The organism is Achromobacter sp. 01N37 (assembly GCF_056399725.1).
In genome coordinates this window covers 42,898-66,853 of sequence record NZ_JBFTRX010000021.1, presented here as the reverse complement: position 1 = coordinate 66,853, position 23,956 = coordinate 42,898, and the positions used below count along the sequence as shown (strand labels likewise).

The 23,956-nt window shown below is 65.5% G+C and carries 16 protein-coding genes; 4 read left to right on the top strand and 12 right to left on the bottom strand.

Going from position 1 to position 23,956, the window contains the following annotated elements; translation table 11 throughout:
- Position 1: 1 nt before the first annotated feature.
- From glgB to glgA, 4 genes are read right to left on the bottom strand one after another with little or no spacing between them, the layout of a single operon-like run.
- The gene (glgB, locus tag AC1DSJ_RS28290; protein WP_441372219.1) at positions 2-2,263 is read right to left on the bottom strand and encodes a 1,4-alpha-glucan branching protein GlgB; all 2,262 of its coding nucleotides are present in this window, start codon (positions 2,261-2,263) and stop codon (positions 2-4) included.
- Positions 2,260-5,619: a maltose alpha-D-glucosyltransferase gene (gene treS, locus AC1DSJ_RS28285; protein WP_441372218.1), complete on the bottom strand. Its 3,360-nt coding sequence runs from the start codon at positions 5,617-5,619 to the stop codon at positions 2,260-2,262. The genes glgB and treS overlap by 4 nt, the downstream gene beginning before the upstream one ends.
- A 21-nt stretch (positions 5,620-5,640) precedes the next feature.
- On the bottom strand, positions 5,641-8,964 hold the full coding sequence (locus AC1DSJ_RS28280) for an alpha-1,4-glucan--maltose-1-phosphate maltosyltransferase (protein ID WP_441372217.1): 3,324 nt from the start codon (positions 8,962-8,964) through the stop codon (positions 5,641-5,643).
- Positions 8,965-9,001: 37 nt separating this feature from the next.
- Positions 9,002-10,621 carry a glycogen synthase GlgA gene (gene glgA, locus AC1DSJ_RS28275; RefSeq protein ID WP_441372216.1) on the bottom strand — a complete coding sequence of 540 codons (1,620 nt, stop codon included), beginning with the start codon at positions 10,619-10,621 and terminating at the stop codon, positions 9,002-9,004.
- Between the two features lie 271 nt (positions 10,622-10,892).
- Here glgA and AC1DSJ_RS28270 point away from each other — a divergent pair, with 271 nt between their 5' ends.
- Together AC1DSJ_RS28270 and AC1DSJ_RS28265 are read left to right on the top strand one after the other, a co-directional pair.
- Positions 10,893-12,662 (top strand): thiamine pyrophosphate-requiring protein, encoded by a 1,770-nt coding sequence (locus AC1DSJ_RS28270; RefSeq protein ID WP_441372215.1) that lies wholly within the window; start codon positions 10,893-10,895, stop codon positions 12,660-12,662.
- 99 nt (positions 12,663-12,761) lie between these two features.
- Positions 12,762-13,160 carry a PRC-barrel domain-containing protein gene (locus tag AC1DSJ_RS28265; protein ID WP_054426786.1) on the top strand — a complete coding sequence of 133 codons (399 nt, stop codon included), beginning with the start codon at positions 12,762-12,764 and terminating at the stop codon, positions 13,158-13,160.
- A 34-nt stretch (positions 13,161-13,194) separates the two neighbouring features.
- Here AC1DSJ_RS28265 and AC1DSJ_RS28260 read toward each other — a convergent pair whose 3' ends face one another.
- The 6 genes from AC1DSJ_RS28260 to AC1DSJ_RS28235 form a co-directional block, all read right to left on the bottom strand.
- Positions 13,195-13,953, bottom strand: a complete 759-nt coding sequence (locus AC1DSJ_RS28260; protein ID WP_175168733.1) for an alpha/beta hydrolase family protein — start codon at positions 13,951-13,953, stop codon at positions 13,195-13,197.
- Positions 13,940-15,073 carry a DUF3182 family protein gene (locus AC1DSJ_RS28255; protein WP_441372214.1) on the bottom strand — a complete coding sequence of 378 codons (1,134 nt, stop codon included), beginning with the start codon at positions 15,071-15,073 and terminating at the stop codon, positions 13,940-13,942. Before AC1DSJ_RS28255 ends, AC1DSJ_RS28260 begins: the two co-directional genes overlap by 14 nt.
- Entirely contained in the window at positions 15,070-16,038 is a 969-nt protein-coding gene (locus AC1DSJ_RS28250; protein ID WP_338060082.1) for a lysylphosphatidylglycerol synthase domain-containing protein, read from the bottom strand. Before AC1DSJ_RS28250 ends, AC1DSJ_RS28255 begins: the two co-directional genes overlap by 4 nt.
- A 20-nt stretch (positions 16,039-16,058) precedes the next feature.
- On the bottom strand, positions 16,059-17,261 hold the full coding sequence (clsB, locus tag AC1DSJ_RS28245) for a cardiolipin synthase ClsB (RefSeq protein WP_082387216.1): 1,203 nt from the start codon (positions 17,259-17,261) through the stop codon (positions 16,059-16,061).
- The gene (locus AC1DSJ_RS28240; protein ID WP_441372213.1) at positions 17,258-18,028 is read right to left on the bottom strand and encodes an endonuclease/exonuclease/phosphatase family protein; all 771 of its coding nucleotides are present in this window, start codon (positions 18,026-18,028) and stop codon (positions 17,258-17,260) included. The genes clsB and AC1DSJ_RS28240 overlap by 4 nt, the downstream gene beginning before the upstream one ends.
- Before the next feature lie 134 nt (positions 18,029-18,162).
- Positions 18,163-21,087, bottom strand: coding sequence for an autotransporter family protein (locus AC1DSJ_RS28235; protein WP_441372212.1), 2,925 nt, complete (start codon positions 21,085-21,087; stop codon positions 18,163-18,165).
- Between the two features lie 645 nt (positions 21,088-21,732).
- Between AC1DSJ_RS28235 and AC1DSJ_RS28230 the strand changes: the two genes are divergently transcribed.
- Positions 21,733-22,455, top strand: coding sequence for a ribonuclease activity regulator RraA (locus AC1DSJ_RS28230; RefSeq protein ID WP_175168738.1), 723 nt, complete (start codon positions 21,733-21,735; stop codon positions 22,453-22,455).
- A 134-nt stretch (positions 22,456-22,589) separates the two neighbouring features.
- Here AC1DSJ_RS28230 and AC1DSJ_RS28225 read toward each other — a convergent pair whose 3' ends face one another.
- Positions 22,590-22,817 carry a hypothetical protein gene (locus AC1DSJ_RS28225; RefSeq protein ID WP_054426779.1) on the bottom strand — a complete coding sequence of 76 codons (228 nt, stop codon included), beginning with the start codon at positions 22,815-22,817 and terminating at the stop codon, positions 22,590-22,592.
- 11 nt (positions 22,818-22,828) lie between these two features.
- Entirely contained in the window at positions 22,829-23,212 is a 384-nt protein-coding gene (locus tag AC1DSJ_RS28220; protein WP_082387214.1) for a hypothetical protein, read from the bottom strand.
- Between the two features lie 214 nt (positions 23,213-23,426).
- Between AC1DSJ_RS28220 and AC1DSJ_RS28215 the strand changes: the two genes are divergently transcribed.
- The gene (locus AC1DSJ_RS28215) at positions 23,427-23,954 is read left to right on the top strand and encodes a DUF2946 family protein (RefSeq protein WP_441372211.1); all 528 of its coding nucleotides are present in this window, start codon (positions 23,427-23,429) and stop codon (positions 23,952-23,954) included.
- Positions 23,955-23,956 lie beyond the last annotated feature (2 nt).

Below are 23,956 nucleotides of genomic sequence, written 5' to 3'. Positions count from 1 at the left end.
TTCAGCCTTCATGCGTGAAATAGAGGGTGGCAAGCGGAGGGAGCGTCAATGACAGGGACTGCGCGTGGCCGTGGGCGGACTCGGACGCGGAGACGGCCGCGCCTTGGTTGCCCTGGCCCGTGCCGCCATACCAGCCGGCATCGGTGTTCAGGGATTCGGTCCAGCGGCCGGCCAGCGGCACGCCGACGCGGTAGCCGTGGCGGGCGACCGGCGTGAAGTTCGACACCGCCAACACCATCTGCGCACCACTGCGCCGCAGGAACGCGGCCACGCTGTTGTCGGCATCGTCCATCACGACCCAGGCAAAGCCCTCGGGGTCGGCGTCAAGCGCGTGCAGTGCGGGGGTATCGCGGTACAGCCGGTTCAGGTCAGCGACCAGGCGTTGCACGCCGTGGTGGCCGGGGTCGTCCAGCAGGTTCCAATCCAGCGTGGCGTCGTGATTCCATTCGGCGGGCTGGGCCAGTTCGCCCCCCATGAACAGCAGCTTCTTGCCGGGGTGCGCCCACATGAAGCCCAGATACGCGCGCAGGTTAGCCAGCATCGTGCCGTGGTCCCCCGGCATCTTGTTCACGAGCGAGCCCTTGCCGTGCACCACTTCGTCATGCGACAGCGGCAGGATGAAGCGTTCGGAATAGGCGTAGGCCATGCCGAACGTGATGTCGTGGTGGTGATACTTGCGGTGCACCGGGTCTTCGTGCATGTAGCGCAGGGTGTCGTGCATCCAGCCCATGTTCCATTTGTAGTGGAACCCCAACCCGCCATCTTCAACGGGCGCAGTCACGCCCGGCCAGGCGGTAGACTCTTCGGCCACAACGATGGCGTCTGGCACCTGCTTGCGGACGGTGGCGTTCAGTTCTTGCAGAAAAGCCACCGCTTCCAGGTTTTCACGGCCGCCGTGCTGGTTGGGTATCCATTCCCCGGGCTGGCGGCTGTAGTCGCGGTATAGCATCGAGGCCACCGCGTCCACGCGCAGCCCGTCGATGTGATAACGGCGCAGCCAATGCATGGCGCTGGCGATCATGAAGGCTTTGACTTCGGTGCGCCCCAGGTTGTAGACCATGGTGTGCCAGTCGGGGTGATAGCCTTCGCGCGGGTCGGCGTATTCATACAGCGGCGTGCCGTCAAAGCGCGCCAGCCCGTGGGCGTCATCGGGGAAGTGCGCGGGAACCCAGTCCAGGATGACGCCGACGCCCACGGCGTGGCAGCGGTCCACGAAACGGGCGAAGGCGGCCGGCGGCCCAAAGCGGGCGGACGGTGCGAACAGACCAAGCGGCTGGTAGCCCCAGGAACCACCGAACGGATACTCCATGATCGGCATCAATTCGACATGCGAGAACCCCATGGCGTGCGCGTAGGCGGGCAGCTTGTCGGCCAGTTGGTCCCAGACGCAGCGAGCGCCGTCGGCCGCGATCCACGAACCGGCGTGCACCTCGTAGATGGAAATGGGAGATTGGGGCGCTTGGCGCGCACCGCGAGAAAGCATCCATGCATCGTCCGTCCAGGAATAGGGGGAAGGGTCGTCAACGATTGAGGCCGTGGCGGGCGCGGGCTGTGCGCGGCGCGCCATCGGGTCGGCCTTGAGCAAGATCGCGCCGGTGGGGTCGGTGATGGCGAACTTGTAGCAATCGCCCGCGGTGACGCCCGGGATGAACAACTCCCACACGCCCGCCGCGTGGCGCAGCCGCATGGCGTGACGGCGGCCATCCCAGCTGTTGAAGTCGCCCACTACCGCAACACGGCGCGCGTTGGGCGCCCACACGGCGCAGCGCAAGCCGGGCACGCCATTCAGCTCGCCCAGCCGCGCGCCCAAGGCATCGAGTGCGGCGTTCCAGTCGCCGCCAGCCAAGCCTTGCAGCGTGCCGTCGGACAGTAACGGGCCAAAGGCGTAGGGGTCGGGCGTCAACTGTTCCGCGCCCGGCCATGAAATGGCCAACTGGTACGACGCGGGGTCGCCCGGCCGCGCGCCGGGTACGGCACCCGTGTACAAACCATGGGCTTGCTCGTGCAAGGCGGTACGCGCGCCATCGGGCCACACGACAGACACGGCGGATGCGCCCGGGGCCAGCACGCGAACGGCGCCATCGTGCGGACCCAGTACCGAAAACGGATCGGCGTGCAGGCCCGCGGCCAGCGCGGCCAGCGTGGCCGGGTCGACCTGGCCGTCAGAGCCGGCCGGGCGGTCCTGTGGCGGTGCTATTAGCGGCGCCTTGGGTGACACGTTCGGCGGCGCCTTTGGCGGCGAGGCGGTGCGTTGGCGGTTCATCGTGATTGTTCCTCGTCGTGGATGGCCGCGTTTTGCATGATGAGCTCGCGCGCAAGCCCCGTCAGGGCGCACAGCGGAATGGAAATCCAGTCCGGCCGGTGGGCGGCTTCATAGCTGACCTCGTAGGCGGCCTTTTCCAGCTGCGCCAGCTTGAGCAGCGTGCTTTCCTGATCCGCCGGCAGCGCAATCGCGGTGGTGGCAGCCTCTTGATAGCCCTGCAAAAAGGCCTCGGCCGCCCGGTGTCCGAAGCGCGCCAGCAGCGCGTCGCGCAATTCCAGTGGCACGCCGGGTGATGCGGCCGAATCCGCCGCGCCCGCGTTCGCGTCGGTGGGTGCGCCGCCCAGCGGATCGGCACGCGCGATGGAGGCGGCCGCATAGTCAAACGAGCGCAGCATGCCGGCCACGTCCTTGTAGGGCGTGAAGCGCAGCCGGCGCGATTCCATGGTCTGGATCGGTTCACCTTCAAAATCAATCAGATACGCGTCCGTCTGCGCCACCAGCACCTGGCCCAGATGGAAGTCGCCATGCACGCGGATCAGCGGCGCGCCGGCGAGCGATTGCGCCATCGCAGTGACTTGCTTGATCAGCCGCGCTCGATGGTCAAAGAACCATTCGGCGCACGCATGCGACGGCGCTTCCAGCGTATCCAGCACGGCGCGCAGATCATCCGCCGCGCGGTCAAGCTGGGCGACGATGCGGGTGGCGTGCTCGTCCGCGTCTTCCGTTGTGGCGGTGTGCACGGCAAAGGTCTCGTCGTCGCTGGGTTGCGCCAGCGCGTTGTGCAGCTCGGCCAGACGGCGGCCGATGGTGGCCGCCACCACCGTATAGCCTTCCAGGCTGGCTTCGAATTCGTCAGGCGTGGCGTTACCCAGCAAGGCCGCACCCAGCGTGCGCTTCAGGTAATCCAGCGTCCACGTCCAGGCGTCGCCTTCGTTCGTCACAAAGGCGTGCAGCACGGCCAGCGTGTGCGGCACGCCTTCCGAATCCACCCGCAGCACTTCGCCCAGCAACGCGGGAATGTTGGCGTAGCCCGCGCGGGTCAGGTAGCGCGTCATCTCGACTTCCGGTGACACCCCCGGCCGCACATTGCGCAGCAGTTTCAGAATGGCTTGTCCGCCGACGATGACGGAGCTATTGGACTGTTCGCCGCTGATCCATTGCAGGGCGGGGTCGTCGCTCAGATCCAGTTCAGCCAGCCCCGGTTCAGGCAGATAGCGGATGACGCCGGGTTTGTCGCCCGGCTTGCCGCCTTCGCGGCCATCCAGCTCGCCGCCCGCGCGCAAGGCGTCGACCACGCCCAGCACGAAGCCGGGTTGCAGGAAGGCGTCGGCCAGAATGCCGACCTCTGGCCCGCGCCGCACCCGCGCAATCGGGTATTGCACCTGGGCGGTTTCATCCCACACCAGAACGAACGGCGCTTGGGCGCGCAGGCCGGCCACGCCATCTTCGGGTTCGATCTCGGCCCAATAGGCTTCGCCGCTGGCGGTGTGAAAGGGCGTGGCATACGCCAGCCGGGCGCGGGCGGGCGCGTGCTTGCCCGGGAACCAGCGCTGGCGCGCCAGGTATTCGGGCAGCACTTCGTTTTCCAGCACCGCGCGCGACGCATCCGTCAGCGACGCGCCGCCGCGCGACTTCAGCACCAGCGTCGTCAGCTCGGGCATCTGGGCGGGGCCGCTGGCATGCCAATTCGGCGGCGCGGCGTCCACGCTCAGGTCCATCCAGTAAAAGCCATACGGCGGCAGCGTCAGCAGATACGGCAATTCGCCAATGGCCGGAAACGGCGTGCCGCCCAGCATTTCCACCGGCACCCGGCCGTTGAAGGCCTGTAATTGCAGCTCAACCGGCTGCGCGGCGTTCGACAGATTGGCCACGCACAGAATCGTGGTGTCGTTCCATTGGCGCAGGTACGCCAGAATCTTGCGGTTGCCGGCCAGGATGAAGCGCAGCGTGCCGCGCCCGAAGGCGTGCGTCTGGCGGCGCTGCGCCAGCATGCGGCGCGTCCAGTTCAAGAGCGAATGCGGGTCGCGCTGCTGCGCTTCCACGTTGACCGCCTCGTAGCCATACAGCGGCCCCATCAGCACGGGCAGGGGCAGGCGTTCGGGGTCGGCGCGCGAGAAGCCGCCGTTGCGGTCGGGCGACCATTGCATTGGCGTGCGCACGCCATCGCGGTCGCCCAGATGCACGTTGTCGCCCATGCCGAGCTCGTCGCCGTAGTACAGCACCGGCGTGCCGGGCATGGACAGCAACAGGCTGTTCATCAGTTCGACGCGGCGGCGGTCGCGCTCCAGCAAGGGCGCCAGGCGGCGGCGGATGCCCAGGTTGATGCGGGCGCGCGGGTCAGCCGCGTACACGCTCCACAGGTAATCGCGTTCGCGGCTCGTCACCATTTCAAGCGTCAGCTCGTCGTGGTTGCGCAAAAAGATGGCCCATTGGCAGGTGGCGGGAATGTCGGGCGTCTGCCGGATGATGTCGGTAATCGGGAAGCGGTCTTCCTGCGCAATCGCCATGTACATGCGCGGCATCAGCGGAAAGTGGAACGACATATGGCATTCGTCGCCCGCGCCGAAGTATTCCTGCGCGTCTTCGGGCCATTGGTTGGCTTCGGCCAGCAGCAGGCGGCCGGGGTATTCGTCATCGATCACCGCGCGAATCTGCTTCAACACCTGATGCGTTTCCGGCAGGTTCTCGTTGTTGGTGCCTTCGCGTTCCACCAGATACGGCACGGCGTCCAGCCGCAGCCCGTCCACGCCCATGTCCAGCCAGTGGCGCATGACCGACAGCACTTCCTTCAGCACCTGCGGGTTGTCGTAATTCAGGTCTGGCTGATGCGAATAGAAGCGATGCCAGAAATAGGCGTTGGCGACGGGGTCCCACGTCCAGTTGGATTTTTCCGTGTCGCAGAAGATGACGCGGGTGCCGGCATAGGCCTTGTCGTTGTCGGACCACACGTAGAAATTTCGCGCGGCCGACCCCGGGCGCGAGGTGCGCGCCCGCTGAAACCAGCGGTGCTGGTCCGACGTGTGGTTCACCACGAGTTCGGTAATGACGCGCAAGCCGCGCGCATGCGCCTCGCGGATCAGCTTGCGCACGTCGGCAACGGTGCCGTAGTCGGGGTGCACGCCGCGATAGTCCGCGATGTCGTAGCCATCGTCGCGCCTCGGCGATGGGTAGAAGGGCAGCAGCCAGATCGTGTTCACGCCCAGGCTGGCGATGTAGTCCAGCTTCATGATCAGGCCGGGCACGTCGCCCACGCCATCGTCATTGGAGTCGAAGAACGACTTCACATGCAGCTGGTAGATGACGGCGTCCTTGTACCAAAGGCTGTCATCCTTCTGGGGTTGGGTTTCACTAATCATGGGGTTGGGCTCCGGGCGGCATCAGCCATGCAGCGACAGCCGCCAGATGCGATAGGGTTGATCGGGGGACAAGGCCACCGCGCGCGTCGCATCGCGCCAGGTGTCGCGGGTGTCCGTCAGCAGGTCTTCGGCTTCCAGGTGATCGGGGCGGGGTTCGCGGGTTTGGTGGGTTTGGTGGATTTCGTCGAATGCTGCGCCGGGGCCTTCGCCAAACAGCCAGAAGGGCGCGTCCACGTGCGCGGTCTGCGGGTGGAAGGGGTCCAGGCTGATCACCGTCAGCACCACATTGCCCAGCCCCGGCGTGGCTTTCACAAAGGCCAGCACGCGGTCGTTGCCACTGCCGATGGCGGTCAGCCCGCGGTGGGTTTGCAGCGCCGGGTTGGCATGGCGGATGTGATTCAGGCGCGTGATTTCGGCGCGGATGTTGCCGGGCTGATGCCAGTCGCGCGGGCGCAGTTTGTACTTTTCGGAATCCAGGTATTCCTCTTTGCCTGGCACCGGCGCGGCTTCGCAGAGCTCGAAACCGCTGTACAGGCCCCACAGCCCCGACCCCGTCGCTGCCAACGCCGCACGAATCAAAAAGCCCGGCCGGCCCGACGTTTGCAGGAACACGGGGTTGATGTCGGGCGTGTTCACGAAGAAATGCGGACGGAAGAAGTCGGCCGGCGGCGGCTGGGAAATTTCTTCCAGATACGCTTGCAGCTCGGCGCGCTCATTACGCCACGTGAAGTAGGTGTACGACTGCGTGAACCCCACCTTGGCCAGCCGATACATCATCTTGGGCCGGGTGAAGGCTTCGGACAGGAACAGCACATCCGGGTGCTGCCCATGCACTTCGGCGATCAGCCATTGCCAGAAGGGCAGCGGCTTGGTGTGCGGGTTGTCGACCCGGAAAATGCGGACGCCGTGGTCCACCCAGAACAGCACCACGTCGCGCAGCGCGCGCCATAGCGCAAGCTTGCGGGGGCGGCGGGGCGGCGAACCGTAGAACGAAACATTCACGATGTCCTGATACTTCTTCGGCGGGTTCTCGGCATAGCGCAACGAGCCATCGGGCCGCCACGAGAACCAGTCGGGGTGCTCGGCCAGCCAGGGGTGGTCAGGCGAGCACTGGATGGCAAAGTCCAGCGCCATCTCCATACCGTGGTCGTCGGCCGCCCGCACCAGACGCAGAAAGTCCTGCAAGCTGCCCAGCTTGGGCTCGATGGCGTCGTGCCCGCCATCGGCCGAACCGATGGCATAAGGGCTGCCCACATCGTCGGGGCCAGCGACCAGGCTGTTGTTAGGCCCCTTGCGGTTGCGCAGGCCGATGGGATGAATGGGCGGCAGGTACAGCACGTCAAAACCCATTTCCCGGATGTCGGGCAGGCGTTCAATGACGTCATCAAAGGTGCCGTGGCGGCCGGGCTCGCGCGCTTGCGAACGCGGAAACAGCTCGTACCAGGCGCTGTGGCAGGCTTCGGGGCGGTCCACCCACACGGGGAACGGCTCGGGCGTGACGGATTCAAAGGCGTGCGCGTCCAGCTCGCGCATGGCGCGGGCCAGTTCGGGGCTAAGCAATTGGGCGATCTGGTCGTCGGTGGGCGGGGAGTCTCCCAGCGTGACGCCGGTTTTGGCATTGGGCTTGGCCTTGGGCAGCGCGGCCAACGCACGCTTGATGACCGCCACGCTGCCTCCCGCATCGGAACCCTTGCCCGCGCGCTTCTCGGCCTCGCGCAGCAGCAACACGCCTTCAACGACCTCCAGGCGCACGTCCACACCGGCGTGATGTTTGACTTCGATGTCATGGCGATAGGTTTCCCAGACGTCGAACCATGCCGCCACCTGGAACTCGTGCGGGCCAATGCGGCGCGGGCGAAAGCTGGCTTGCCAGCGGTCATTGGTGACAAGCGCAAGCGGCACCCGGCTCCAGCCTGATTCGTCAGCCGCGCGCCAACGGAGTTCGCCTGCGATCCGGTCGTGGCCGTCCATCAGCAGGTCGGCCTGCACGACGATGCGTTCATGCACCACGCACTTGATGGGCAGCGCGCCGTCATTCACGGCCGGGGACACGTTCTCAATCGCGATGCGCAGGCCGGCGCCGCCTTCGGTACGCGGGCCGGGGTGGCGCGAGGCCTCGCGCACAGGCGGCATGGGGCTTATCGTCAGCAGCGCGCAATCGGCGGCGGGCAAGGTGGCGCTGGCCAGCGCCGGCGCATCCGTCACGCGCTGCGGCAGGATGTCGCCGGGCGGCAAGCTGGGCGCGGCGGCGTCCCAATCGATATGGGCGGGCGCGGTGGCGGACGGGTTCAGCGCCAGAATGCCGGTTGCATCGGTGGTGTCTGTTGCGCCGTTCTGGGCGTTGCGCAAGATCAGCGTTGCGCGGCCGTCGCGCCCGCCCAGCAGGCGGGGCAATGACGTGAGCGGGTCGGATTCATCCAACCAGCGGTTGACGTCCGGCGTGTCGGCCAGCGCATCCATGTCAGACTCGTTCGCCATCCAGCCTGTGGCGGTAAAGGCGGCGGCCCAGGCCCGGCGGCGGTCGGCGGGCGCGGAATGATCGGCTTCCAAAGGCGACGCGCTGGCCAGAAAGGGCCCAAGCCGGCTCAGCCGGCGCGCCTCGTTGGCCAGCCAGTCGGCCTTGTAGTCCCACCACGCCAGCGAGGAAAAGCCCGCGTCAAACCCTGCGCCGTACAAAGCGGCCAGCTGCTCGACGGTCAAGCCCGGCGTCCACGCCAGGCAGCGTGCAGGCGTGGCCCGTTCGCGCAGCGGCGTCAGCATCGCTTGCCAGGTGGCGGCGGGCAGGCAGTGCGGCGCTTCGAACAAAAAGCCCGACACGCCCGCGTCGGCCCAGGCGTTCAGGCGACGCGACCACGCATCTGCAAAGCCATCCGGGGGCGGTGTGCGCAGCGTCTTCACACCCCACTCTCGGCTGGGCAAGCGGGGGTCACGCGCCGGGTCGTCGTCGCGCGCCTGATACCAGCCAGATGGCGCGGTCGAGGCGGCGGCGTCTACCGACACCCGGTCGAACGCCACCCGCACGAGTAGCGCCAGGCCGTGGGCGGAAGCCGCCTGCGCCAGCCGCTCGTAGGTGGCGACGATAGGTTCCGTGCGGGTTTGCGTTGCGCTCAAGTCGGCATCAACCGGCGCCAGCGTTTGCGCATCGGCCGCTCGCAACCACGGGGGCGGAATCAGCACGGCGTTAAACCCCGCCTGCTGGATGCGCGCCAGCCGGGCTTCCTGCGTGGTGCTGCTGCCTGCGCCGCCATCCAAGCCGGCGGCGGCAACAGGTAAGCGCGCAAAACCCTGCTGCGCATGGCAGATGCGCAGCAGGGCGGGCGTGGGAAGGGTGGGGCGGGTAGCCATGCGGGGTTTGCCTTTTGGGTTCGCCTTTGGGTTTGTCTTAAACCGGCATCATTGAGCCGCGCGCCTGACGCGTTCGCCGGTTGCGAGCGGGTTCAGCGGCCGGCGTGGCGGCATCGATTTCTTTACCTTGCGCTTGAGCGCGTGCCTGGCCGTGTCGTTGGCTAAGTGCTTCGCCTTGCTCTTGGGCGGCGTCTTCGCGGAAAACCAGTGACGCCAGCAGTTCCTCGTAAGCCCCCACGGCGCGCTGCCAACTGAAATCGGTGCTCATGGCGTTGCGCTGCATCGCCCGCCACAGCATCGGATGCTTGCGCAGGTGCATGGCGCGCGACAGCGCGTTGGCCATGGCGTCGACGTGGTCGCCGTCAAACAGCAAGCCGTTGGCAAACGCCATGGCGGTCAGCGGGGTGTCGGCGCCCGGGTCTTCGATGGTGTCGGCCATGCCGCCCACGCGCGAGCCGATCGGCACGGTGCCGTAGCGCATGGCGTAAAGCGGCGTCAGGCCAAAGGGCTCAAAGCGGCTGCCGTGCAGCAGAATGTCGCCGCCCGCATGCAGGCGATGCGCGCCCGCCTCGTTGTAGCCAATGCGGGTCGCGCAGCGCTGCGGGTACTGAACCGCCAGCGCCTTCAGCGCGCCTTCCAGCCGGCGGTCGCCCTGGCCAAGAATGGCGACCTGCATGTCCGGATACGCTTCCAGCACACGCGGCAAGGCCTCGGCGGCCACGTCCGCCATTTTCTGTTCGGTCAGGCGGCTGCCCATCACAACAAGCGTCGCGTTCGGGTCTTGCAGCAAGCCAAATTCGCGTTGCAGCACCGTCTTGCACAGGCGTTTGTTCGCCAGGTCGCCCGAGTGGTATTGCAGCGACCCCAGGTGCCGGTCACGCGACGGGTCCCACAGCACGGTGTCGATACCGTTCGGTATGCCCATCAGGTCAGGTGCCCGCTCGCGCAGCAAACCGTCCAGACCGCAGCCGAAGTCGGGCGTCAAGATTTCGCGGGCGTAGGTGTGGCTGACGGTGGTGACCCGGTCGGCGTACCCGATGCCCGCCTTCATGAAGTTCAGCTTGTTCCAGGCGACGGTGGCGTGTTCGCCCCGGCACGCGGGCGGGATGCCAAACGCGGCGGCGTCTTCTAGCGGGAATTGCCCTTGGAAGGCCAGGTTGTGGATGGTCAGCACGCTTTTGACGTCGTCAATGCCGGCCTCACGGATCAACATGGGCGCCAAGGCCGCATGCCAATCGTGCGCGTGCACCACATCGGGGCGCGGCAGGCCCGGCAAGCCGCGCGCGATGCGCATGGCGGCGTGCGACAGGGCGGCATAACGCAGGCCGTTGTCGGGGTGTTCCTGTCCATCGTCATCCACATAGAGACCGGCGCGGTCATACAGCGCGTCGTTTTCCAGCAGCAGGAAAGGCAGCTCGGAAGTCGGGCATACCCCGGCCAGCAAGCGCGCATCTCCGCCAGGCAAGTCTTCCAGCCGCGCGACTTCATGCGCGCTGTGCAACTGCTTGGCCACGCCGCGGTAGGCGGGCAGCAGGATGGTTGCGGGTACGCCGCGTTGGATCAAGGCGCGCGCCATGCCGGTGATGGCGTCGCCCAGACCGCCCGTTTTCGCCAAGGGGAACGCTTCGGCTGCCACTATAAGTATCGTCGTCGCCATGCTTCTTGCTCCGGGGGAAAGTCGGAGGGCCGCTGAAAAAGGGGGCCCGATTCCGTAAGCCTTCTTATGCGCAAGTGACGTGCCTGAGCCGATCAGGTGAAACCCTGCGGGGCGTCGGGACGGGTTACGCGTCGTTGTTGCTGGTGTTTGTAAATTTGGGAGCAGCGCAGCATTGGGCGTTGGGGGGCAGGCGTTGCGACGCGCAGGCATGGGGATTGCGGCGCGCCAGATCTCGTGCGGGACCACTCGCAACCACCCAAGGAGCCCCAACTTGAAAACCGTTTCCGACTTTGTCCTGGCCCGCTTGGGCGAATGGGGCGTGCAACGCGTGTTTGGCTATCCCGGCGACGGGATCAACGGGCTGATTGGCGCGTTTGGCAAGAACAAGGAGCTAGAGTTTGTCCAGGCGCGTCACGAAGAGGGCGCGGCGTTCATGGCCTGCGCGCATGCCAAGTTCACCGGCCAGGTTGGCGTGTGCCTGGCGACGTCCGGCCCCGGCGCCATTCATCTGCTCAATGGCCTGTACGACGCCAAGCTTGACCACCAGCCCGTTGTGGCCATCGTCGGCCAGCAGGCGCGCAGCGCCTTGGGCGGCGATTATCAACAGGAGGTGGACCTGGTCAGCCTGTTCAAGGACGTGGCGCATGACTTCGTCCACATGGTGACTTCACCCGTGCAGGCGCGTCACATGGTTGACCGCGCCATGCGCATCGCCATGGAACGCCGGGGCGTGACCTGCCTGATTTTCCCCAACGACGTGCAAGACCTGGAAGCCGTGGAAGTGCCCCCGCGCGAACATGGCACGGTGCACACCGGTATTGGCCTGACCTCGCATGCCGCCGTGCCGCCCGAAGCGGCGCTGGACAACGCGGCGTCGATTCTGAACCGCGGCGAACGCGTGGCGATGCTGGTGGGGGCCGGCGCATTGGAAGCCAGCGACGAAGTACGCGCCGTGGCCGAACGGCTGGGCGCGGGCGTGGCCAAGGCCCTGTTGGGCAAAGCCGTGCTGCCCGATGAGCTGCCGTATGTGACGGGCGCCATCGGCCTGCTGGGCACGCAGCCCAGTTGGGAAATGATGAACGAGTGCGACACCTTGCTGATGGTGGGTACGTCTTTCCCTTACGCGGAATTTTTACCTAAGGAAGGCCAGGCAAGAGCGGTGCAGATCGATGTTGATGGCCGCAGGCTTAGCTTGCGTTACCCGGTAGAAGCCGGGCTGGTCGGCGATGCGCGCCTGACCTTGCAAGCCTTGTTGCCGAAACTAGACGCCAAGCCCTCCGACCGCTGGCTAAAAGGCATCGAAAAAAAGGTCGCCCGATGGCGTGAAACCGTGGTGTCGCGCGCCATGGTCGACGCCAAGGGCGTGAACCCGCAGCGGCCGTTTCTGGAGCTGTCGGGCCGCTTGCCGCCGCAGTGCATCGTCACCTGCGATTCCGGTTCCGCCGCCAATTGGTATGCGCGCGACGTGCATCTGCGCCAAGGCATGATGGGTTCGGTGTCGGGCGGGCTGGCCAGCATGGGGTGCGGTGTGCCTTACGCGTTGGCGGCCAAGTTGGCACACCCGGGGCGGCCGGTGGTGGCGCTGGTGGGCGATGGCGCCATGCAGATGCTGGGCATCAATGAACTGATCACCATTGCGCACCGCTGGAAGGATTGGGCCAACCCGACCCTGGTGGTGCTGGTGCTGAACAATGGCGACTTGAACCTGGTGACGTGGGAACAGCGCGTCATGGGCGCCGACCCGCGCTTTGGGGATTCGCAATGGCTGCCGGAATTTTCCTATGCGGACTACGGCCGCATGCTGGGCCTGGAGGGCATCCGCGTCACCGAGCCGGATGAGGTAGGCCCCGCATGGGACCGCGCGCTGACGGCCGGCCGGCCCGTCGTGCTGGAAGTGGTCACCGACCCCGAGGTGCCGCCCATGCCGCCGCATATTTCGCTTAAGCAGTTCGCTGCCTACATGACCGCGCTGCGCAAGGAAGACGCCGCCACCGGGGCGGCCGCGCTACGCGCCACGATCAAGCAATGGTGGGCCAGTTAAGCCGACGCAGATGCCGTGCGCGGTGTGGCACGGCGCTTGCGGATAAGACGATTCCTACCACCACAACGCAGGGCGGATGCCCGGCAAAGGAGATAGACCATGGAAAACCAGACCAATATCGTGGGCGGCCCCAAGAGCAATCCTGGCGGCCCTGGCCCGCAGGTCATGGCGGCGGATACGCTGGAAGGCAATGACGTCTACAACTCGGCGGGTGAAGAGTTGGGCTCAATCAAGGACATCATGATCGACGTGCCGCGCGGCCGTGTGGCCTATGCGGTGCTCTCGCGCGGTGGCGTGCTGGGCATTGGCGACAAGCTGTTCGCCATTCCCTGGGCCGCGTTGACGCTGGACACGGACCGCAAGTGCTTCGTGTTGAACGTCGATAAGGAAACGTTGAAGAACGCGCCGGGCTTTGACAAGGACAATTGGCCAAGCATGGCAGACGAGACGTGGGCGCGAGACCTGCATACGTACTACAAGCAAGACATCTATTGGTAAGACCAGACGCCCGGACCCAGGTCCGGGCATCGCGTCAAGGCACCGGGCGCGGGTTCCCCATCCGCGCGCCGGTCACCATTTCAGTTACCCAGTTCACCAGAATGGACGTGTACGCGCGTTGGGCGGATTTTTCCGTCAGCGCATGGTCGGCGCCGTCCAGAATGCGATGCGTGAGCGAATGCGAACGGCGGAAGGCCGAGCGGTAGCTCATGATGGTGGAGTGCGGGATGAAGGTGTCGTGTTCCGCCTCGACAATCAGCACATCCCCGCCAAAATCTGCGCACGCCTTCAAGGCGCGGTTGGACTCCGGCGGCACATAGCTATTGCGGTAGGCGCGCAACGTATCGCGGTTCAGCTGGTTCTTGGGCAGCAGCCATTCATCATCCAGATATAGCGCCGGCACGTGCAGCGCCAGCCATCGCACCCGCCTCACATTGCTTAGCAACGCGGCCAGATAGCCGCCATAGCTGCTGCCCACCACCGCCACGGAGCCGGAATCCAACGACGGATGCGACGCCAGGCGGTCATACGCCGCCACCACATCGCGCAGGTTGTCTTCGCGGGTGACTTGCATCTGCTGTTCGCGGGTGGCGGCGTGGCCGCGCAGGTCGAAGGTCAGGCACACGCAGCCCAATGCGGCGATGCCCTTGGCGCGGGATAAATCAAATTCCTGGCTGCCGCCCCAACCGTGGATGAAGAGCACCCCGGGGACTTTGTCTTCGGGTGTCAGAAAGGTGCCGTCCAGGGTCTGGCCGTCAACCGTCAGCGCGATGGGGTCACTATGCGCCGCCATCGGCATCCTCCAGTACGCCACCCGACTTGCTGATATGGCCCACGGCGGAATCCACGCCATGAAAGACCAGATGCTGCGGGATGGGCCGAGGCGCGTCTTCGCCATAGCGTTCCCGGGTGGCGGCGCGCACCGACGCCATGGACGGCGACAAGGCAAACGCCTGCATGGCGGCCAGTTCGGCCAGGCTGGCGCCACCGGCCCGCCACGATTGTTCAAGCACCCCCGCGCGCGGCTCGCCTGCGGCGCCCACGCCAAACGCGACGTCGTAATTGCGCCGTGATGCGAACAGTTGCGGGTAGGCGGTGGATACCGCCGTGTCGTACTGACAGGCCATGGCGACGGCCTGGCGTTCGTGTTCGCTTAAGTCCAACGCCCGCAACGCATCAAACCCGCCACGCGCCAAGCGCAGCTCCGACCCGCCATAGACCGACACGCCCTGGTTGTCAGGCGTCAGCGACTGCGTGCCGACATAGGCAATTTCCATTTTCCCCACCCGCGCCCAGCCGACGCTGTAGGTGACGACGTCTTTCAAGTCTTCTTCCAGCACCAGCCCCAGCCGGCGCATGACGGCGGCGGATTGTTCCGCCAACCCGGCCCGTAACTCGTCGGCGTTACGCGCCACAATCTGGCCGCGTCCGGCGTTGGCGTCAACGGGCTTGATCCGTAGCGGCCCGTGCTTAAGCAGCGCCATCCCGGCGGCTTCGGCATCCTGCGGGGTGAAGGCGGTGTAACCCGCCAGCACCACGTCGCGCAGCGCATCGGCCAGGCTGACGACCCAGGCTTTGGGCGCTTTGGCCTGCGGCCCGATCAGCCCATGGGTAATGGCCTTGCCCGCCACGAAGGAATGCGGGGCCACGCCGCCGTACAGGTCCGCCGCCCGGGTAATGCCCAACCGGCCGGCGCGCGCCACCCCAATGATGGTGCGGTCAGGCACGTAGTAGGGCGGGGGCTCGCCCCGGTGGCGGCTGGGCCGGAAGTGGGGGTCGAAGCGGCGGCCCAGCAAGGCGGCCAGCCGTGAGGCCAGCGCTTCTTGCGACGCAATCTCGTGCTCCGACGCGGTAGCGCGGCGCGGGTAGGCGACGACAAGATCGGAAACGGAGGAGGGCGGTTTGGGTTTCATGGGGACGGGGTCAGCAAGGGGCGTGCCTGGCGCCGCTTACGCCACGCGATACCGGCTTCGATCAGCGGAAAGGCAATCAAGGCCAGACACAGCGGGGCCAGCGCGTAGCAGGCACGGTAGGCCAGCGCCGCGCCCAGGGCTTCCGAATACGGGATCTTGGGCGCCAGCACGGCTACGAAGATGGCTTCGGTCGTGCCCAGGCCCCCCGGCACGCGAGTCAGCACCGCGGCAAAGCTCGAACACAGCAAAATGCCCAGCACTACCGGGTAGGGCACCTTGCCTTGCAGCAGCACATACGCCACCGCACCCATGAACAGCCACGACAGGCCCGCCGTGACGCATTGCATGACGGCCATGCGGCCACCGGGCAACGAGATGTGCTGGCCCATCAACGTGGCTGATCGCGTGGTTGCGCGCGCACACGTCCACACATAGGCGATACCGGCCGCGAGCATCCCCGCACCAATCAGCCGCAGCACGCCCGTGCCAACCTCCCACCCTTGGGGCACAGGCAGCGCGCCGCTGACAAACACCGCGCCCGCTACCCAGGCGTAGCCGATCCAGTTGGATGCCGCCGAGAACACCGCCACCCGTGTCGCCAACGCCTTGCGGCAACCCAGCCGGGCATACAGGCGCAGGCGTGCGCCCAGGCCGCCCAGCAGCACGCCCAGACTTTGGTTCAGTGCATAGCTGACGACGGCCACCCCCAGCACCGTCGGCCAGGGCAGCTTGTGTTTCGTGTAGCGGCGGGCCAGCAGATCCAGCGCGCCATAGCTCAGGTAGCCCAACACCACGAAGCCCCCGGCCAAGAGGATGGCATCGCCCGGAATGCGGCGCATGGCTTGCCACACCTGCGGCCAATCGACCGACCGGCCGAAGTAGAACAGCAGGCCCGCCACCACGGCCAGAATCAGCCAGGGCAGCACTTTCTTGATGCGCGGCCAGCGGTGACGCAGCGATCGCATGAAGTTTGTGCGGAATACCCTCATGCGGCCTCGCCTTCACCCGGCGTACCGGGCGCGATGGTGCGCAAGCGGGGCTTGTGGGCCGGCAAAGAACCCGCCCACGCCGGAAAACGCCGCAGAAAGTGGAACACCACCACCCCGATCCAGAAGCGGCGCAGCGCCCACTTGGGTTGCGGGCTGACGGGGACGGGCTTGCAGTCGTGTGCAATCAGGTGTTCCAGGCTGGCTCGCAGCGCCTGGTTTAACGATGCATCACGGGCGACCACATTCGCTTCCAAGTTCAGGGCCAGGCTCAAGGGGTCCAGGTTGCTGGAACCCACGGTGGACCAGTCGTCATCCACCACGGCCACCTTGCCGTGCAATGGGCGCTTGCAATATTCATGGATCTCCACGCCCGCGCTCATCAGGTAGTCGTACAGCATGGTGCCGGCCAGGCGGGCCACCGGCATGTCCGGCTCGCCCTGAAGCAAGAGCCGCACGCGCACGCCGCGCCGCGCGGTCTTGGCCAGTTCTCGCAGCAGGCGGTATCCGGGAAAGAAATAGGCGTTGGCGATCAGCACATCCTGCTTGGCCGAACGCAGGCCGGCGCGGTAGTAGCGTTCAATGTCGGTGGTGTGCTCGATGTTGTCGCGCACCACCAGCCGGCCGCCGCCGTCGCCTTCAGGCATGGTGTCTTTCGGGGTGCGCCGCCACCGGCGCGGGCGGGGGCGGTCCAGTGCAGCTCGTGCGTAGTCCGCAATATCAACGGCAAGCGGCCCCTCTATTCGTATGGCGTAGTCCTGCTTGGCCTCCGGCCCGAAGTCGGGCAGGTGGTCCGCCGAATAGTTGATGCCACCCACGAAGGCGCACACCCCATCCACGGCCACGATCTTGCGGTGCATGCGGCGGAACACGTTGGTGCGCACGCCCAAAAGCCGCGGGCGCGGATCAAATATGTGTACGCGCACGCCGCTGTCCGTCATGGCGCCGATGAATTCAGGGGTCAGCTCGTCCGAGCCGTAGCCGTCCACCAGCAGGTCTACGCTGACTCCGCGCTGGGCGGCCGCAATCAGCGTCTGCTGCAATGCCTGGCCAACTTTGTCGTCGAACAGAATGAAGGTTTCAACCAGCACTTCTTTCTGCGCGCCATCAATGGCGCGGTTGACGGCAGGAAAATACGCCTCGCCGTTTTCCAGCAAGGTGTAGCGGTTGCCTTCCCGCCATCCAAGGTTCACCGCGTTCATAGCGCAATCTCCGCCGAGATCGGCACATGGTCCGATAAGCGCGACCACACGCGCGAGGCCAGCGGCACCGGCCGCCAGTCGCGCACGTTGCGCACGTAGATGCGGTCAAGCCGCAAGAGCGGCCAGCGGGCGGGAAAGGTGCGGGCGGGGCGGCCCAGCCGCGTCGTAAAGACTTCCTGCGTGCCGCAGCCGCGCATCAGGCGGTCGGCGTTCAGGCGCCAGTCGTTGAAGTCGCCCGCAATCAATAGCGGCTCGTCGTCAGGCACTTCGCGCGCAACCAGTTCGCACAAATCGTTCAATTGCTGCCCGCGATGGCGTTCCAGCAAGCCCAAATGCACGCAGATGGCGTGCACGGGTGTGGCGAACTCCGGTATGCGCAGGACGCAATGCAGCAAGCCCCGGCCTTCGTGGCCGTCGACGCTCACGTCATGGTTTTCGTAGCGCTCGATGGGGTAGCGCGACAGGATCGCGTTGCCATGGTGCCCGGCCGGATACACGGCATTGCGGCCGTAGGCAAAGTCCGTCCACAGGGTGTCCGCCAGGAACTCGTACTGCGACAAGGCTGGCCACGCGTGGGGATGCCGTTCGGCGTGCGTCTGGTGCTCGCCCAGCACCTCTTGCAGGAACACCACATCCGGCGCTGCGGTGCGCAAGGCTTCACGCAGGTCGTGCAGCATGAAGCGCCGGTTGAAGCTGGTGAATCCTTTATGGGTGTTGACGGTAAGCACCGTCAACGTCCGTGGGGAATCGTCGGTGGGGGCGGGCATGAACTCTCCGGGCGTGGAAAATTCAGCTCGTCCGCAAGTCGCGTGCCTGGGGCGCAAATATGCCCCAGGCGCGCGGAGGGTGATGCTGCTTGCTGGCTTGCCCGCGCGGGGCCGCCTTTACGACGAGTCCGCCCTCAATACTTCCAGGTCATATGCAGGGAACCCGCATTTTCCCGATTGCCGCCGCCGAATTGGCCGCTGTAGGTCAGGCCGATGGTGGCGTTCTTGGTAAGGGCCGCTTCCACCCCCAGCTCCGCCAAGGCGGCATCGCGGGCGATGGGGGCACCGGCCACGGTGAAGGCTTGGCCGCCATCGAACGCCATGGTGGTTTGCGGCAGTACATCGCCAAAGGCATGGCGCCAGCCCAGCGTGGCTTGCAAACGGCTCTCGGTGCGGCCGACGGTAAAGTTCGTCAGTGCACGCAAGCCCAGCGTGCTGGTGGTCTGCGTGTCGCTATTGCTTTGCCCACGCAGGGCGGCTGACCCGCCCGACTCCGAGAAGCCACGGGTGCGCGTGTCGCTCCATGCCAGGCCGGCAAAGGGCTCAAGACTGATCCGGTCCGACACGGGCAGCGCGTATCCCAGTTCGCCAAACAGCTGCGTGGTGCTGGCGCCATAATCGGCCGTCAATTTTTGCGATGCGCCGGCCACGCTGGCGTAGCGTTCGGTCGAGATGTCGTGCCAGGTGTAGGACGCGCCCGCCATCAGGTTCAGCTTGCCGGGGCCAGCTTCAAACACCTTGCCGCCGAACAGCGCCGCGGTATAGCCGGCAACGTCCGCCTTGGACGAGCGGTCGTCCACGCGCACATTGCCGTCGGTGAATCCCAAGGCGCCGCCCAGGCGCCAGCCACCACCCAAGGCATGGTCAACGCCTGCAAAGACGCCGCCCGTGTTCTGGCGTACCTGTCCGGCATCGCTGTTGCCTTTCAGGGTCTGCCAGTTGCCAATGACTTCGGCCCAGGCGGGCTGCGCGGCGGAAGAGGGCAGTGCCGACGCCGACAGCGTGCCGCCGGCTTGCGCCGTGGGGGCGCCCGGCACCATGCCCGCGCCCAGGTTGGCGCGCAGGTGCGACAACGGCACGGTGCGCACGGTGGTGTTCAAACTGGTAAGCGTCGAGGTAACGCTCGCGTGGGCTTCGCCCGACAGGCTGTTGAACGCCGCGGCCGTCGCGCCTTCCGGCAACGTCAGGATGTAATTGTGCAGGGCGTCGCTGGCCGGCAAGCTGTCCAGCGCGTTGGCGACGGCGCGTTGGTTGCCCGTTTGCGCACCGTCGGCGAATGCGATGGGACGCGTGGGCGTGTCCGGGGTTTGGGGCGACCCCGGGTCCACCGGCACTTGCTTGCGGCCCAGTTGCAGCACCACGTTCTGGGCGTCGTATTGCAAGGCCGGGTCCAGGTAGGCGTAACCCGAGGTCACCGCGCCGAACTGCCCGTTGACGGCGCCCGCCGTCAGGATGGTGTATTGCCGTTGCGTCTGAAAGCCGCTGTCCGGGCCAACATGCACCACCGACCCGGCCAGATTCGCCGTGCCGGTGACGGCCACGCGCGAGCTTGCGGACGATTGCGAATCCGCCGTCACCTGATAAATCGTGCCGGGCGAGAACGTTAGGTCACCGGCCACTTTCAAGGTGGTGCCCGCTTGGCCCGGCGCAAGGATGGCGCCGCTTTGCAGCAGGGTCGTACCGACCTGGCCACCGCCTTGCAGCGTTGCGCCGCTGGCCACGGTAAGCCCACCGCCCAAGACGCCATTGACGGCCAGGGTGCCGCCCAGCACTTGAGTCTGACCGCTGAAGCCGCTTGAATCGCCGGTCAGGGTGGTCTTGCCCGCCAGCACGTTGATGGCGCCCATTCCCGGACTGATGGAATTGATGGAGCTGTTGAACTGGTAGTCGGTGCCGGTATGGTTGAACACCAGCGTGCCATCCCCATTGCCAAAGCGCACGCCCAGCGCGGCCTGCACGTTGCCCGGCGCGGTGGCGGCATCGCCCGCGGCAGCGCCGATGTTCAAGATGCCGGTCGAACCTGCCGAATCGGCGATGCGTACCCGGTTGGCGGTCTCGATGGTGGCGCCGTTCGTCAGGGTGGTGGTGCCGTCGCCCAGAAAGCCCACCAGGAACGCGCCCGATGTCTTCAGCTTGGTATTTGCGCCGTCGGCGGTCACGGTGCCTTGGCTTCCTGCTTCGTAGCCGACGATGACTTGGTACGCGTCAACGACCGCGCCGCTGCTGGCGGCGAGCGTGCCCTTGGACCCATCCTGGCCGCCTACGGCGACATAATTATTCAACGATGACAAGCGGCTGCCGGCGCCAGAGATCAACACCGTTCCCACGCCGCCATTCCTGATGCCAATGCTGGTGCGGGTGCCGGCGGTGACCGTGGCGCCGTCCCGGATTTCAAGCGTACCGATGCCGCCCGCGCCAACCGAGACGTCCTGGGTTGTCTGTAGCGTCGTACTGGCGCCGGTGAGTAGCGCCGTGCCAGTGGAACCGGTGTTGGCCCCCACCAGCAGGCTGGCGCTTTGGGCCGTTGCCTGATCGGAAATCGTCAAGGTGCCTTTGCCGTCAGCGCCCACCGTGATCTGCCCGGACTGCCAATTGGTGCCCGCGCCCGAGATGTTCAGCGTGCCGTCTGCGCCAAGATGGCCGCCCAGCATGGCGGTTTGTGACGAAATGGCTTGCGCGCCCGACGACACCGTCATCGTACCGGTGCCGATAAAGCCTACGCTGAACGACGTGGCCGTCCATTTCGAACCGATGCCGGTGATCGTGGCCGTGCCGCTTTCCAGCTCCATGCCGGGAACCAGACCATTATTGGAATTGCCAATAATGGCTGAGTCGCTGGTTAACTGTCCGCCGTTTTGCACGGTGAGCGAAGGCCCGCCAACGGCGCCCAAAAACACGGTGCCGGCCTGTGCGCTGACGTTATCAATGACAGGAGCATTGGGTGTCACGCTATTGATATAGAGAAAGCTCGAAAGGGTCGGCAGCGTATTCGGCGTCCAGTTCAGCGCGTCTTGCCATTGGCTGCTTTGCGATCCGTTCCAGGTGGTCAACTGGGCCATCGCTGGTGATGCTGATAACAAACTAAGCGCATACGCACCAGTCAGGCCGATCGCACGCAAGGCGAGGATTGTCGACTGTCGTTTCAGGGGATAAGGAGGCATTTTCGCTTTTCAACAATTTATAGGGGCGGCAGCAATCACGGCGGGCAACGTTGAAAGCCATGGCGCAGACCAAGGGAAATAAATCGAGCAAGACGGCACGTTGCATGCGTCCTGGCATCAGGATCGGAGCCGCGCCGTGGAATCTGAAGCAAAAAAATCTGAAGCAAAAAATCAAGCGATAACTTCACGGACCGGTTATTTATTTTTCATCGTGCAGAAACCGGGTTGCCGCGAATCGGGCCAATCAATCGTGCATTTATCAATTTGAATAAAACAGCGATTAAGGTCGTGCGATATTACGGACCTGGGGGCTGTTCAAAGACACAAGAAAAGCGGTTGTTTATGCCTACTCCTGTGATTCTCATGCGTCCCCAAAAAATAGACATGCCGGTTAATCAATATTGCCGGGCGCGATGCCGCGAGCAAACCCCTCCGCAATGATAGAAAAAGCGTTTTCTGAATCTGCAAAATCAACGTTGTGCCGAGGTTTGTCTGGAGCCACAATCAACAACCATTCAAGGCAACCTTCGGAGAATTCGCATCATGACGATTGCACCCCAGCCCTTGGACGCTCGTGTCGTCCAGGCCCTGTCCGGCATCACCACCGCCACGCTGACCACCGTGCTGCTCAAGAAAGGCTTGCGCAACGTGTGGTTGCGTGGCGCGCAGCCGTTGGCGCCTGGCGCCAAGCGGATAGTGGGGCGTGCGTTCACGCTGCGCTTCGTGCCGGCCCGTGAAGACCTGGCCACGCCCGCGTCATGGGCATCGCCCATTTCCACGCGGGCGGCCATCGAAGACATGCCAGAAGGGTGCATTGCCGTGGTCGACGCCATGGGCGTGACGGACGCGGGTATTTTTGGCGACATCCTTTGCGCCCGCATGCAAAAGCGCGGCGTGGCGGCGCTGGTGACGGACGGCGTGGTGCGGGATCTGGAAGGGGTGGAAGGCACCGGGCTGCCCGTCTGGTGCAGCGGCGCGGCGGCGCCACCGTCGGTAGCCGGCTTGACGTTCGTGGGCTGGCAGGAACCCGTGGGTTGCGGCGGCGTGGCCGTGTTTCCCAATGACGTCATCGTGCTGGACCGCGACGGCGGGGTGCTGATTCCGGCGGCGCTGCTGGACGAAGTGGTGGAAATCGCCATCGAGCAGGAACGGCTGGAAGGCTGGATCATGCAGCAGGTCGAAGCAGGAGAAAAACTGCCGGGGCTGTATCCGCCCAATCAGGAAAACCAGGCCAAGTACCAGGCGTGGCGGGAACAGCAGAAATAGGCGAGGGTAGAAATACGCAGGGACAGCAAACCGCCCACGCAGCAAGGCGGCGCGTCAAGCCCAACTAAATCGCCCGGCGCGGATCACGAACGATCCGAACGCCGGGCGAGGGGTCGCATCCATAACCGGTGGCGTTAGTACCCCGAATTGCCCCCGCGGATATTGCCCGCGACGCCACCCGCAATACCACCGATGGCGGCGCCCGTCCAGGCGCTGCCGCCCGCAATGGCGGCAATGCCCGCGCCCGCGGCCGCGCCGATGGCCGTGCCCGACACCGTCCCTTGCTGCTTGGGCGTCATGTTCGTGCAGGCGGCAAGCGTGCCAATTGCAATGCCGATGGCTAGTGTTCGAATCATTTTCATGATGGGCTCCTTCAAGGCTTGCGCTTCGCGCCAGGTGCGACGACCTCAAACCACAGCGTCTCCATCACGGGGCGGTCAAGCTTCGCGGGATTCGCGGCATACCATCTGTCCAGACTCTCGCGCACCGAGTCCAGTGTCTGGTTTTGCAGCCCGGTCGAGAACCGGGGAACCAAGGTCTGCGTATCGTTCAACTTGCGCTTGTCTTGATACGCGCGTTCGACTTGCAGCAGGTTGGCAACGCCCAGCAGAAAGGCTTTCTTGTGGCTGGCGTCTGATTCCGTCCATTGCTTCCCCGTAATCAGGGGCGCCGGATCGGCGGGTTGGGCCACGCCAGGCGTGGTGAACAGCAGTGACAGCGCAACGGCTGTCGGGGCTAGCAGGTGTTTCACTTTCATCGCAACGCTCCTCGCGGGCTTAAAAGATAAAAAACAACCTTTCGACGCCGAGTTCTTCCCGGGCACGCAATGTGTCCATTGAAAAAAACGGGTTCGATCAATTTATGCTCGAAAGAGGGCAACCGCAAGCAGAATGCAACAGGTGGCGCGCCCAGACAGCCTGAGTAAAATGCCGCCTTGGCGCTGGCAATTTCTGGCGCCACGGATAGGACGCATGCGACCCGGTTTTTCCTGTCGATTCCCCCGCTTTGCCACAGCCGCCGATGTCGGGCGGCTGTTGTTGTTGCTGTTGCTGGTGGCGCGCGCCTGGGTGCCGGTGGGTTATATGCCGGATGCGGACGCGTTGCGGCAAGGGCGGCTGGCGCTGGGATTCTGCTCGGCGGGTGGCGGGACGCTGGCGGCGCTTCAGGCGCTATCCGTGCAGCAAGGCCATCATCAAGTCCCACATCAAGACCCACAGCTAGGCCTGCATCAAGACCCGCACCAAGACCCGCAGCTGGACCCGCATCATGGCCACCATGACCCTGGCGCTGGCCATGGCGACACGAGCGGGGCGGGGCAAGAGTGCCCGTTCGGCTTAAGTGCCCATCAGGTATTGGACGTGCCGCCGGTTGTGGCGCTGGCGCCCATGCTGTTGCGCTGGCTGGCGCAGAAACCGTTTCTGGCGGACAGCCCGCGTCCGCCCATGCCCGCCGCAGGTCCCCCGCTGGGGCAGCGGGCGCCTCCCTCGATTTTCGAATAACC